Origin of the sequence: Ochrobactrum quorumnocens, assembly GCF_002278035.1 — a bacterium.
GTDB classification, from domain to species: Bacteria; Pseudomonadota; Alphaproteobacteria; order Rhizobiales; family Rhizobiaceae; genus Brucella; species Brucella quorumnocens.
Genome location: NZ_CP022603.1, coordinates 1,941,211 through 1,953,691, shown reverse-complemented (window position 1 = coordinate 1,953,691; position 12,481 = coordinate 1,941,211). Strand labels below are relative to the sequence as shown.

Below are 12,481 nucleotides of genomic sequence, written 5' to 3'. Positions count from 1 at the left end.
CTATCCCAACCGAACGCGCGGATTTGCGAGAACATAGGCAACGTCAGTCAAAAGGTTCGTCACCAGGAACATGACACCACCAACAATGGTGACGCCGATGATTGCAGGAAAGTCTAGCGAACGCGCAGCTTCAACCGCATAGGACCCCATGCCCGGCCAGGCAAAAATGGTTTCGGTCAACACAGCGCCCGTAATAAGATAAGCAAACGAGTAGCTGATGACCGTCAGGACCGGCACAAGAATATTGCGAAGAGCGTGGCGGAACACGACGCGGAATTCACCCGCACCTTTTGCGCGGGCAGTGAGAATGAATTCTCGCCCGATCACATCAAGCATATTGGCGCGCACCAAACGCGAGATCGTGCCAGCAACCGTCCAGCCCAACACCGTTGCCGGCAGAATGAGGTGAGCGAGTGCATTTTTGAAAGCTGCGAAATTTCCCGCAAGCAAACTGTCTATGGTCATAAAGCCCGTAACAGCAACGGGTGGCGCCATACGAGGATCAAGCCGACCTGGCCCCGGAAGCAACTCAAACTTCACCGAAAAAATAAACAGAACAGCGAGGCCCAACCAGAAAACTGGCAGAGAGGAACCCAGCAGCGCAAACAGGCGCGCCACATGATCAATGGCGCTATCGCGATAATATGCTGCCAGAATTCCCAGCAGTATTCCGACGACGGAACCAAGAACCATCGCCGACAACACCAGTTCCATGGTGGCGGGTAAACGCGCCATCAAATCCGTGCTGACAGGTCGCTTAGTGACGAACGACGTTCCCATATCGCCAGTTACAAGATTTTTCAGATAGATGACGTAGCGCTCGGGAAGGCTTCGATCGAGTCCCCATTTTGCCTTTGCAGCGGCCACAACCTCGGGATTATTCATTTGCTGCTCCGCCACAATCGATGTGAGCGGATCGCCTTTGGTTATTGTCGTGAGCGCAAAGGCCATAGTGACGATGCCCAGAATTAGAAATGGCATCGCAATTAGGCGCTTAAAGAGATAATTTGACATGCACGGTTCCCATTCTGGAAATCTGGCGCAGTTTTTGTGCGTCCTTGCACATAGTATTGACAAGCAAATTTGACGCCGTCAATATAAATGAAATTAAATTTCATTTTCTGGAATGACATTCCTGCAAACTGAAATCGTCAACATCGTCCAGGAGACAACGTGAAGAAAAGAGCGAAGCCCAGTTCAGTGGACCTCGATAAAGACAGCGCTCAGGTTTCCAGTGCCCTCGTTCGAGGACTGGAGATTTTGCGCAGCTTCACCCCCAATGATATTTCTCTTGGGAATCAGGAACTTATTGACCGTACAGGATTGCCGAAAGCCACGATTTCGCGTTTGACGCTGACCTTGGTCAATCTCGGCTATCTCAATTATGACGACAATCTCGGTCGCTACAGCATTGGCCCAGCAACCATCTCGCTGGGTTATTCGGGACTAAGCTCGAACGCTGTCGTCTATATGGCCATGCCATTGATGCGAAAGCTTGCAGAAAAAACGGGCGTTGCCGTGGCCATGGGCCTGCGTGAGCAGCGCGAGATGGTCTATATCGCCAATGCGCGCTCCGAAAACCCCGTCTCGCTACGCCTCAATGTCGGCTCAAGATTGCCGATCTGGCGCACAGCTATGGGACTTTCTTATTATGTTGGTATGGAAGAAGCCCAGCGCGAGATTCTTCTCGAGCAAATGCTTGCGGCCGAACCGGAACATGCCGAGAAAATCCGTCGACTGACCAGCCACGCACTTGAGGACTTCGCAAGAGATGGCTTCGTGGCTTCATGCGGCGACTGGTACAGCTATATCAATGCTGTTGGAATCCCTTTCCGGCCAACCGACGGAACCCAGCTCGTCGCAATCACTTGCGGCGGCATCACCGACATTGCACCGCGCGGCGCTTGTTACGCCGAAATCGGACCAGCACTCAGACAACTTACCGTTGAACTGCAGGAACGATTGATCGGCAATACAGACACGTTTTCACATACGTCCTTACCCTAACCTCGCCAGCGGCGACGTAGTAGATTGATGCAGGAAATCTCATGGCCACCGATATTCTATATCCAAAAGTCAGTCTGGAAACCAATTCCGGCACAATCTCACGTTGGCACGTAAAGGACGGTGAGGAGGTACGACAGGGGCAGCTGTTGTTTGAAATCGATAACGATAAAACAGTTGTTGAAGTGGATGCCCCTCACGATGGCACGCTGAAAATTCTCAAACCATCGACCTCCGATGAGATCGACGTCGGTCAAAGTGTCGCGAGCCTGTTCTTGCAGGGCGAAGCAGTTTCTTTCGCCCCATCAAAACTCGCCGCGGAAACCACTGCCGAACAAGCTCCTGAAACGAAAGAGGTTTCTGAGATCCCGGCATCGGATATCCGTTCAAACACCACACTGACCGGCAGAATGGTCGCAACACCACTTGCAAAACGCCTCGCTGGCGATGCCGGGATTGATCTTTCACAGATCAATGGCAGTGGACCGAGCGGGCGCATACAAAAGAAAGATATCATCGCTGCAATAGAGACTGGCAATGTTCTGCCACGGCAAATCAGCGGCAAATCAAGCGCTTCTCATAAGGACACCGTCTTGAACGCCGTCTGGTTGCGCAAGGGTGAAGGCATACCACTGGTGCTCCTGCACGGCTTCGCGTCCGACCATAACAACTGGCGCGGACTTTTCGCGGGAAGCCAATGGCAGCAGCCTTTGCTCGCTATAGACCTGCCTTCACATGGCGCCTCGCCGCTTGAAACCGTTGCAGACCTTGATGCAGTCGCCGGCCTCGTGGAAGCCACCATCAGGCAGCTCAATCTCACAGAAATAATTATGGTGGGGCATTCCTTCGGTGCAGCAGTCAGCGCGCGACTGGCGGCCCGAGGCAATATCGATATCCGTGCTCTGGGCCTGTTTGCACCCGGAGGTCTGGGGCCTGAAATCAATGTTGGATTTGTCGAAAACTTCGTGCGAGCCAAATCGAAAGAGAGTGTAACGCCATGGTTGCATGAGCTTGTGCACGCAAAGGACGTTATCTCAGAAACATTCATCTCTGCAGTTGTTCAGCAACGACAGGATCAGCGCTTAAGCGACGCGATGGCGGCTTTTGCAAAGCGCTTTTTTGCCGATGGAACGCAGACAATTTCGATCATCGACGATCTCGCTGCACTTGAGATACCGGTGCGCGTGGTCTTTGGAAAACAGGATAGAATCCTGCCTTTCAAACATAGTCGCAATCTTCCCGACAATGTGGCCCTTCATGCGTTTGAAGCGTGCGGGCACATGCCTCATCTTGAAAAGCGTAGCCTGTCACTGCGCATCCTCAGTGAACTTACAAATTCGGTTTGCTGATAGAATACGCCGTGAAAGAAAAAAAGGCCGGAGATCACTCTCCGGCCTTTCCAGTTTTTCCACTTATTTGGCGAGTGAAATCTCAGCCAATGGCAAGTTGCAGCAGGCAGAATAGCGAACGCCGTTCACCTTGTTGTTGTAGGCTAGAATGACATCCGGGCTCAGCATTGGAATGATGACGTTTGCGGCGGCCATTTTCTCACCGGCCTGAAACCAGACCTTATCTGCCTGATCGGCGGGCGCTTTGAGAGCGTCGGCCATGACTTGCTGAATATCGCCAATTACGAATGACGGGTCACGCGCTTCACCGGCTCGCTTGGCCCATAGACTGCCCTTGGCCAGGCCAAACGCATCGATATATTGTGATGTGCCGTAGAAATCAGGTGCATAATAGACCACCGTCAACGGTGTGCCATCTCCGTTCACCTTTTCACGCCATGTTGCAAAGGAAACAGGCTGCAGCTCAACCTTGATATTCACCTTCGACAGATCTTGCTGGATCTTTTGCATCATCTGCGTGAAATCAACGCCATAAACATTCAGATTTGGATAGGTTGCCTCAAGTTTGAAGCCATCTGGATGCCCAGCTTTCGCCAGCAGTTCCTTGGCTTTGTCCACATTATATTCAGGGATTTTGTGATCCGAGCCACCGGGAAAGCCGATCGGAATAGCAGCGCCAATCAACTGGCCTTTGTCGCCCAGCATGAAATCGAGCAAAGTTTCACGATCAATGGCCGTGGAAATTGCCTCGCGCACTTCGGGCGTCAGCGGTACTTCGTTCGATTTGGCCCCCGGCGAAAGTGCAATGTAGATAAAGTTATAAGAGTGAATGGAATCGATCTTCACGTCCGGATTGCGAATGGTTTTGGCGGTTTCTGGGTCAATCTGCATTGCAATATCGGCAGAGCCATTTTCAAGCATCTGCGCCTGCGCCACCGCATCCTTCACCTGACGGATAACGACCTCCGCAACCTTCGGAGTCTCGCGCCAATACTTGTCATTGCGCTTCAGACGCAGTTCGGAATTGGGTTCGTAAGCGCCCAGAACGAATGGACCACTGCCAGCCGAATTGGCGAGAAACCATGCCTCGGCATTATCCTTTTCGGCAGCGTCCACACCGTTGACAGCCTTCGCCTCTTCGGTCGCTACTTTACTGTTGACGATACCGAAATAGGGCGAAGCAACCACGTTGAAGAATTCCGAGTTCGGCGCCTTGGTTTTTACAACCACAGTTGCTTCATCAGGCGTTTCTATCGAGCCGATTGTATCCGCAAGAAACGACGGGCTGCCCTTAACATTCTTCAGACGTTCCCAAGACCACTTGACGTCCTTGGCTTCGACTTTGGCACCATCCGAGAATACGGCTTTCGGATTGATCTTGAAGGTAAACTCAGTCTGGTCGCCATTTGCTGTATAGCTTTCAGCGAGAACTGGGATGACCTTATTGTCCTTGTCCAGCGACAGAAGACCTTCATAGACTGCAGAGTCATAAATCTGGCACGTGTCGCAGAAGGTCCGGTGTGGATCGAGTGAATTGATGTCCATGTTACGCGCGATAACAAGTGAATCCGCATTTTGTGCATAGGCTGCCGGAACGGCAGTCAACAGCGTTGCAGCCATTATCACGCTTTTGAAATTCATCGTCAAAAGGCGGTTGAGCCCTGTTTTCCCATTTTTCATTGTGTTCCTCGTTTTTCTCTTTTTATGATCAATTCATCAGGCAGTACGCGTGATTTGTTCAAGCGCCGCCCGAACTTTTTCCGCCGACCCTAGAGCCGCCTTATTCAAGACCAGTGAAACTACAGGCGAGGACAGACTGCCCGTCACATGAAGAATTTCGTGGTCAAGATCGTTGAAGAAACGCCGCTGGATTTCAGCGGCCCAATGCCGTCCGAGTGACAACCCGCTCGCGACCTGCTCGGCAATCACCACACGATTGGTCTTCGCGATAGATTGACCAATAAGCTCCCAGTCGATGCCGGTCATGTCGAGGCTTCGCATATCGATAATCTCGGCATCAATACCGGATTCGTCGGCAACTTTAACCGAAGCCTGCACCATCACCGATGTCGCGAGCACGGTACATGCCGAACCAGACCTGACAACTCGCGCCTTCCCGAGCGGAATGCAATAATCGCGATCATCCTTGGGCACCAAGCTCTCGCGCTGGTAGAATTCGACATGCTCGATAATTGCCACAGGATCGTTAGACCGGAGCGCGCTGTTCATCAGACCGACATAGTCAAAGGCATTGGTTGGTGAAACGACGCGCCATCCCGGAAACATTGCAAACAATGCCGACGGATCGCCTGAATGCTGCGAACCGTAACCTGTATGCGGCGACACACGAACGCGCAAAACAATCGGAACGGGAAACCCATCGCCGAACATGTGGCGGACTTTCGAAATACCGTTTGCAATCTGATCTGCTGCAACGAAACAGAAGTCACCAAACATGATTTCTACGACTGGCCGCAGCCCGCGTAATGCCGCTCCCAAAGCAACACCCGTAAAGCCATTTTCGGCAATCGGCATGGCCAGAACTCTGCCGGGAAACTGTTCAAGCGCGTTTTTGGTAAAACCACTCACACCACCGGCAAAGCGATGAACATCCTCGCCCATCACGATGATTGTGGGATCTTTTTGCATCGCCCGACCAATGACGTCAGACGCTGCAGCAGCAAACCGTATCTTCTCCAGCTCATTGGGAGAATAGTCCTCAATTTCGCGAAAGCGAGCATCGTCAAATTCTTTGCCGTCACCGAGGATGCCTTCATCGACACTCTGCGGCGAAGGCCACAAGGCGTCTGGAATACGCAGAACATTGCTGCCGGGTGCAGTCTCCGTCAGACGCCCGCCAGCAATCTGCACCGCAGCGCTCACCTTTTCGTCGATCTGAGCAAATTCAGCATCGCCTGCAATGCCGAGTTCCTTCAGTCGTCGCTCTGCCTGCGCGATAGGGTCCCGACGCTTCCATTCTTCTTCTTCTTCGCCGGTGCGATAACCAAAATCACTGCCTGCCTTGCTTCCGCTTTGATGCAAATAGCGATAGCATTGCGCTTCGATAACGACAGGGCCGCCCTCTTCTTCGATGATCCGGCAGGCATCACGCATCGCCTGATGAACGGCAACAACATCCATTCCATCACATTCAATGCCGGCAAAGCCGAGCATCGGACCACGCGACGCAATACGGGTTTCGCGCGTGGCGTCTTGAATGTGGGTCGATACAGCGTAGAGATTGTTCTCAACGTAGAAAATGACAGGCAAACTGTAGAGTGCGGCGATGTTCATCGCTTCATAAGTGGCCCCCTGCAGGGAAGCACCATCGCCAAAGAAAGCGACCGATACACCTTTCCTGCCAAGAAGCTTGTCCGCAAGTGCGTAACCGGCGGCATGCGGAATATTTCCGCCGACAATCGCGCTCGTTCCCGCAATGCCTGATGCAGCGTCACGCATATGCATAGAGCCGCCACGACCACCGCAATATCCGGGATTAAGCCCCATGATTTCCGCCATCAGACGATAGACGGCATCATTCATGTCGTCGGTAAAATCAGATTGAAGAATATCGAAATCGGATGGTGCCTGTGCGTTTATCAGCTTTGTGAGCACCTGATGATGCGCACGATGCGTACCATTTATCTGATCGTCGGAACCGAGCATTGACATGGCACCAACTGCGGCGGCTTCCTGTCCGATACTGGCATGAGCAGGTCCGTGGACCAGTCCGGCTTTTTCAAAGTCGAGTATTTTTTCTTCAAAGCGCCGGATGAGCTTCATCTGGCTATACCATTTCAAAAGATCACCGGCTTTCGCAGCGCGCCAATCCTCCTCGGTCACATTAAGCCGATACCAGGGCGCAGAAGGTTTCAGATCAATTTTTTCGGCCATGATAAAGGTTCCCTAATTGTATTCTGCGAGCGGCAGTTTCAGTTCGGCCCTGCGACGCAACCAAAGGCTGGCACGATAACGCGGGTCACCGGTTCTTTCATGAATGGCATCGAGAATACGGACAATCATGTCCGCACCGATCCTGTCGCCCCATTCGAGCGGCCCATGCGGATAACCGAGTCCCAAACGCACAGCAGCATCGAGATCATCAACTGACGCAATCTTCTGATGAACAATGTCGGCTGCAATATTCACGATCATCGCCAACACACGTTGGCAAACAGTTCCGCATGTGTCTTCGACCACCGACGCTTTGACACCGTCGGATTGCGCAAGAGCTAAAGCTTGTTCTCGCACATTGTCAGTTGCTCCCGGCGAAGCAATCAGCGTCCGATGCTTGTCGACGCCGAATAGCGGATCAAAACCAATCGTATTGGCGGCGTCGAGGCCTTCGCGGACGATTGTCGAGGTCAGATCATCGCCAATCAAACCAATCAGAACCAGTGGACTCGAACGCGCATCGTCACTGATTTGAACACCTGCCAGCTCCGCAACTTTTTGCAGCGCTTTTTCGGGCGTATCGCCGATGATCGTCACCGATTTCGGTAGACTGCCTTGTTCATCAGTGGTCGTGATCGTAATTGAATCGTCAGAGTAGTCATAAAAGCCGCGCCCACTCTTGCGTCCGAGCAGACCAGCATCAAGGCGCTGGCGCGTAATCACTGAAGGTCGATAACGCGGCTCTTGATAATATTGGCCGTAGATCGCTTCCATCACCGGATGGGAGACATCAAGACCCGTCAGATCGAGAAGCTCGAAAGGCCCCATACGGAAACCCGCAGCATCCCGTAAAATAGCGTCGATAGTTGTGAAATCCGCAACGCTTTCGCGGATCATCGCAAGCGCTTCGGTCCCATAGGCGCGACCGGCATGGTTGACGATAAACCCCGGCGTATCGGCCGCCATGACTGGTCTATGGCCAATCCGCTCTGCAAGTTCTTTCAGACGCTCTAGGACCGCATCACTTGTCAGTGCACCTTTGATCACTTCCACAACCCGCATCAGCGGAACAGGGTTGAAGAAATGAAAACCCACCACGTGTTGCGGGTTTTCAGCTTTTCCCGCGATTGCAGTCACGGATAAAGACGATGTGTTCGTCGCGATAATCGTTTGAGGCGATAGATGCGCTTCCAGGGATGCAATCAGCTCGCGCTTCACACCCAGATCTTCCACAATGGCTTCGATAACCAAACTTGCCGAAGCCAACTCCTTCAAGGCGGCAATAGGTATAATCTGGTCCAGAGTATTCGCTGCTTTAGCAGCTTCCAGTTTCCCACGTGCAACTCGAGTGTCCAGACGTTTTGAAAGGTCGCGCTTCGCTGTCTCTGCTTTGCCCGGAAGCTGATCGAACAGGTAAACTTTCAAATCGGCAGCAGCCATTGTTTCAGCAATGCCGATGCCCATAATCCCAGCGCCAATGATACCAACTTCACTGATGGGGCCTGACATCACATCCATCTCAGCGCCCCTTGAACTCTGGCTTGCGCTTGGACAAGAAGGCATCGATTCCTTCCCTCTTATCTTCTGTGTCGAAAAGAAGTTGGAATGCCTTACGCTCCAATCTCAAAGCGGTTTCCAGAGGCGCATCCTCACCATATATTACCGCTTCTTTGATCTGCTCTGCCGCAAGCGGCGGCATCAACGCTATTTTCCCGGCAAGCTTCAGAGCTTCCTCGAGCGCTTTTCCCTCATCCGTCAACCGACTGACAAGGCCATATCTTTCGGCATCGACCGCTGAAAGCATTTCGCCAGTCAACGTCAATAACATGGTCTTATATTTACCTATCGCCCGCAAAAGCCTCTGCGTGCCGCCCGCGCCCGGCATAAGCCCAAGCTTGATTTCTGGCTGACCGAAGTTCGCAGTCCGCGATGCAATGATAATATCGGCATGCATCGCAAGTTCGCATCCTCCACCCAGCGCATAGCCTTCAACGGCAGCAATCACAGGCTTCGGGCAGTGCGCGAGACTTTCCCAGTAACGGTGAAGCCGCTGCGCAAGGATTTCTCCTGCACCAGTTTGCGCGAACACTTTCACGTCTGACCCAGCGGCAAAATTTCCGCTTTTGCCGGCGATGACGATCACTCGCGTTTCGTGATCAGCAGCAAGGCGATCCACAGCTTCAGACAGCTTCTGCCGAATATCCATATTCAAAGCATTGAGTGCTTCTGGACGATTGATCTCCAGTAAAGCAACACCAGTCGCCGGACGGCTCTCAATCACCACATCGGTAAGCTCGGTCATCCTCTCCCTAACTTCCCCTGAACCAACTCCAATCACAGCCAAAACTACAAATGGAATTTAATTTCATTTTATATTGTTTCGAACTTTAATCTATGAAACATTCCCTTAGCAATAGGATATTTCTGCAAAACGCGACGTGTTTCATCTTTGTTGAAATCGTGTGCGAAGGGGCAACTTATGATCCGCGATCCGGAGACCTTCCAATCTCTCATAAATACGATCAGACGCTTCGTTCGGGAGCGGCTGATGCCTGTCGAAAGGCAAGTGGAAGAGACAAACAGCATCCCGGAAGATGTCATCGATGACATGAGGGCGATGGGCTTGTTCGGGCTTTCAATCCCGGAAGAATATGATGGGCTTGGCTTGACGATGGAGGAAGAAGTTCTCGTCGGTTTTGAGCTTGGCTATACCTCACCAGCATTCCGCTCCGTCATCGGAACCAACAACGGCATCGGGTCGCAAGGGATTATTGTTGACGGAACTGAAGCCCAGAAAACCTATTGGCTACCCAAGCTTGCGAGCGGCGAGATTATCGGCTCCTTCGCTTTAACTGAACCAGATGTGGGGTCCGATGCAGGCGCGGTTAAAACCACGGCGGTCAGGGACGGCGATGATTACGTTCTCAATGGCGTGAAGCGCTTCATAACCAATGCACCAATTGCCGGTGTTTTCACACTCATGGCGCGAACTGGCGAAGCCGGGCCTTCCGGCGTCACGGCCTTTCTGGTTGATCGCAATGCGCCCGGTCTGACTGTGGGAAAAGCCGACCACAAGATGGGCCAGCGCGGTACGCAGACCTGTGATGTCTATCTGGAGAATGTTCGCGTCCCTGCAGAAAGCATCATTGGCGGGATAGAGGGCCGAGGCTTCAAGACGGCAATGAAAGTGCTCAATCGTGGAAGATTGCATATATCTTCCGTATGCACAGGCATGGCAGAGCGATTAATTGACGAGGCCGTCGACTTCGCAAAAAGCCGGGTTCAATTCGGCAAGCCGATTGCAGAACATCAGATGATACAGGCTATGCTTGCTGATATGAGCACAGAGGCCTATGCCGCACGCTGCATGGTGCTTGATGCTGCACGCGCTTTCGATGACAAAGACCCGACCATCATCCGCAAAGCTGCAAGCTGTAAACTTTATTGTTCGGAAATGGTGGGCCGCGTTGCTGACCACGCTGTTCAGATACATGGCGGGTCAGGTTATATGCAGGACTATGCTGTCGAACACTTCTATCGCGATGTGCGCCTGTTTCGTCTTTATGAGGGCACTTCGCAAATTCAGCGGATCATTATCGCACGCGAAATGACGAGGGCCTAACCCATGGAAGTCACTGGCAAAAGTAAAATCCTTTTCGTTCTGGCGCATCCGGTTGGCCATGTTCGGGCAAGCCACGTCTTCAACACCTATTTCAGCAAAACAGGCAAAAATGCTGCGGCAGTTCCGCTGCATGTCCATCCAGAAAATCTTGCACAGGTCATTGATGCAATTCGCAAACTAGGAAATGTGAGCGGGTTCGGAGTGACTATTCCGCACAAGATCGCAATCATGCCTCTTCTGGACGAAGTGTCCGATGCGGCACGAGAGATCGGCGCGGTCAATTTTGTTCGCCGTGAAGAAAGTGGGCGTCTCGTTGGAGATAACATTGACGGTCCCGGCTTTATCGAAGGCTTGCGCAACCATAATATCGAACCGAAAGACATGACTGTATTGATGCTGGGTGCAGGCGGAGCTGGACGCGCTGTGGGATTTGCTCTCGCCAAGGCAGGCGTGCGAACTGTATGGATCACCAATCGTGACCAGAATAAAGCCGCAGCACTCGTCACGGATATACAATCCGCCTATCCTGACTGTAAGCTCAAAAGCGGACCACATCACGGTACGCAATTCGATCTGATCGTCAACACAACTTCGCTTGGTATGGCCGAAGAGGACGAACTTCCGATTGATCCCATTGATGTTTCGTCTGACACGATTGTATCGGATATAATAGTCAATCCGCCGATGACGCGCTTGTTGCAACTGGCTCAGGCAAAAGGCTGCACGATCATCAATGGTGTGCCCATGCTTGATGCACAGATGGTTCTGGCCTGCAAACATATGGGCATTTGAGTAGTGACATTGAATTGATATATTCGGCCGCTCGACAAGGATGTGTCCGGCAATTGGAGTCTATTGATGAACTTTGTAAATGAACCGGACAGCAGCTTAACTGAAGCCGACGACACAACCGCGGAAGAAGCTCAGGCAGAATCTGGCGAGGTGTTATCAAACACCGTTTACAATACGCTCAAATCGCAGCTGATGCAGGCGCAGCTGCTGCCGCTCCAACGGCTTAAAGTTCGTGATCTTGCACGCTCGCTGGGAACATCTGAAACGCCCGTTCGGGAGGCACTTATCCAGCTCTCCCGCGAAGGCGCAATTGAGATCAAGCCGCGCTATTACATCCGCGTGCGGAAGCTTTCGGCCGACGAGTATGAAGAAATTCGCGCGATGCGTCTTGAACTCGAACCGATGGCGGCGGAGCGCGCTTTACCGCATATTACTAACGAAGATATCCTTCAGCTCGAAGACCTGCATCACCGCTTGATTGCCGCCGAACAAAGCGGAGATTGGCCCGAGGCGCTGCAGACCAACTTCGATTTCCATTTCATCATCTACCGCCGTTCAGGCATGAAACATCTGATAGACGTGCTCGAAGCGCTCTGGATGCGTATCGGCCCCATACTTTCAGAACTTTATCCGCACGCCATGCCAACCTATGCCGGTCCGCACCAACACGAAGTTGTCCTCTTAGCGTTGCGCGACCGCGACTCCTATGCCTTGCGCATGGCAATTCGCATGGACCTTCTTGAGGGTGGAGCGGCACTCATCCGGCACCTGAAGTCCTCGGCCTATACAGTTTAATCCAAACAAAAGCCGACGCCACAAG

General features: G+C 52.4%; 10 protein-coding genes. 5 read left to right on the top strand and 5 right to left on the bottom strand.

Annotated features, from left to right (window positions below; genetic code table 11):
* A complete protein-coding gene (locus CES85_RS09225) occupies positions 1-1,014 on the bottom strand; it encodes an ABC transporter permease (protein WP_095445590.1) in 1,014 nt (337 codons plus the stop codon).
* 159 nt (positions 1,015-1,173) lie between these two features.
* Between CES85_RS09225 and CES85_RS09220 the strand changes: the two genes are divergently transcribed.
* Together CES85_RS09220 and CES85_RS09215 are read left to right on the top strand one after the other, a co-directional pair.
* The gene (locus tag CES85_RS09220) at positions 1,174-2,007 is read left to right on the top strand and encodes an IclR family transcriptional regulator (RefSeq protein WP_095445589.1); all 834 of its coding nucleotides are present in this window, start codon (positions 1,174-1,176) and stop codon (positions 2,005-2,007) included.
* Positions 2,008-2,048: 41 nt separating this feature from the next.
* Positions 2,049-3,353: an acetoin dehydrogenase dihydrolipoyllysine-residue acetyltransferase subunit gene (locus CES85_RS09215; RefSeq protein WP_095445588.1), complete on the top strand. Its 1,305-nt coding sequence runs from the start codon at positions 2,049-2,051 to the stop codon at positions 3,351-3,353.
* Positions 3,354-3,416: 63 nt separating this feature from the next.
* On the opposite strand, the gene CES85_RS09210 is transcribed toward CES85_RS09215, so the two are convergent.
* From CES85_RS09210 to CES85_RS09195, 4 genes are read right to left on the bottom strand one after another with little or no spacing between them, the layout of a single operon-like run.
* Positions 3,417-5,033 (bottom strand): ABC transporter substrate-binding protein, encoded by a 1,617-nt coding sequence (locus CES85_RS09210; RefSeq protein WP_095445587.1) that lies wholly within the window; start codon positions 5,031-5,033, stop codon positions 3,417-3,419.
* A 36-nt stretch (positions 5,034-5,069) separates the two neighbouring features.
* On the bottom strand, positions 5,070-7,247 hold the full coding sequence (locus tag CES85_RS09205; RefSeq protein ID WP_095445586.1) for a dehydrogenase E1 component subunit alpha/beta: 2,178 nt from the start codon (positions 7,245-7,247) through the stop codon (positions 5,070-5,072).
* 12 nt (positions 7,248-7,259) lie between these two features.
* On the bottom strand, positions 7,260-8,765 hold the full coding sequence (locus CES85_RS09200; protein ID WP_434063350.1) for a 3-hydroxyacyl-CoA dehydrogenase: 1,506 nt from the start codon (positions 8,763-8,765) through the stop codon (positions 7,260-7,262).
* A gap of 1 nt (position 8,766) precedes the next feature.
* A complete protein-coding gene (locus CES85_RS09195; RefSeq protein WP_095445585.1) occupies positions 8,767-9,549 on the bottom strand; it encodes an enoyl-CoA hydratase in 783 nt (260 codons plus the stop codon).
* Between the two features lie 177 nt (positions 9,550-9,726).
* Between CES85_RS09195 and CES85_RS09190 the strand changes: the two genes are divergently transcribed.
* From CES85_RS09190 to CES85_RS09180, 3 genes are all read left to right on the top strand, one after another.
* Entirely contained in the window at positions 9,727-10,869 is a 1,143-nt protein-coding gene (locus CES85_RS09190) for an acyl-CoA dehydrogenase family protein (protein ID WP_095445584.1), read from the top strand.
* A 3-nt stretch (positions 10,870-10,872) separates the two neighbouring features.
* Positions 10,873-11,661: a shikimate dehydrogenase family protein gene (locus tag CES85_RS09185; RefSeq protein WP_095445583.1), complete on the top strand. Its 789-nt coding sequence runs from the start codon at positions 10,873-10,875 to the stop codon at positions 11,659-11,661.
* A 66-nt stretch (positions 11,662-11,727) separates the two neighbouring features.
* Complete coding sequence (locus CES85_RS09180; RefSeq protein WP_095445582.1) at positions 11,728-12,456, top strand: GntR family transcriptional regulator; 729 nt, start codon at positions 11,728-11,730, stop codon at positions 12,454-12,456.
* The last annotated feature ends 25 nt before the right edge of the window (positions 12,457-12,481 follow it).

What these genes read in the sequence shown, in the direction of transcription:
- CES85_RS09225 (WP_095445590.1), bottom strand. Translation starts at nt 1,014, where the DNA reads ATGTCAAATTATCTCTTTAAGCGCCTAATTGCGATGCCATTTCTAATT.
- CES85_RS09215 (WP_095445588.1), top strand. Translation starts at nt 2,049, where the DNA reads ATGGCCACCGATATTCTATATCCAAAAGTCAGTCTGGAAACCAATTCC.
- CES85_RS09210 (WP_095445587.1), bottom strand. Translation starts at nt 5,033, where the DNA reads ATGAAAAATGGGAAAACAGGGCTCAACCGCCTTTTGACGATGAATTTC.
- CES85_RS09205 (WP_095445586.1), bottom strand. Translation starts at nt 7,247, where the DNA reads ATGGCCGAAAAAATTGATCTGAAACCTTCTGCGCCCTGGTATCGGCTT.
- CES85_RS09200 (WP_434063350.1), bottom strand. Translation starts at nt 8,765, where the DNA reads ATGGATGTGATGTCAGGCCCCATCAGTGAAGTTGGTATCATTGGCGCT.
- CES85_RS09195 (WP_095445585.1), bottom strand. Translation starts at nt 9,549, where the DNA reads ATGACCGAGCTTACCGATGTGGTGATTGAGAGCCGTCCGGCGACTGGT.
- CES85_RS09190 (WP_095445584.1), top strand. Translation starts at nt 9,727, where the DNA reads ATGATCCGCGATCCGGAGACCTTCCAATCTCTCATAAATACGATCAGA.
- CES85_RS09185 (WP_095445583.1), top strand. Translation starts at nt 10,873, where the DNA reads ATGGAAGTCACTGGCAAAAGTAAAATCCTTTTCGTTCTGGCGCATCCG.
- CES85_RS09180 (WP_095445582.1), top strand. Translation starts at nt 11,728, where the DNA reads ATGAACTTTGTAAATGAACCGGACAGCAGCTTAACTGAAGCCGACGAC.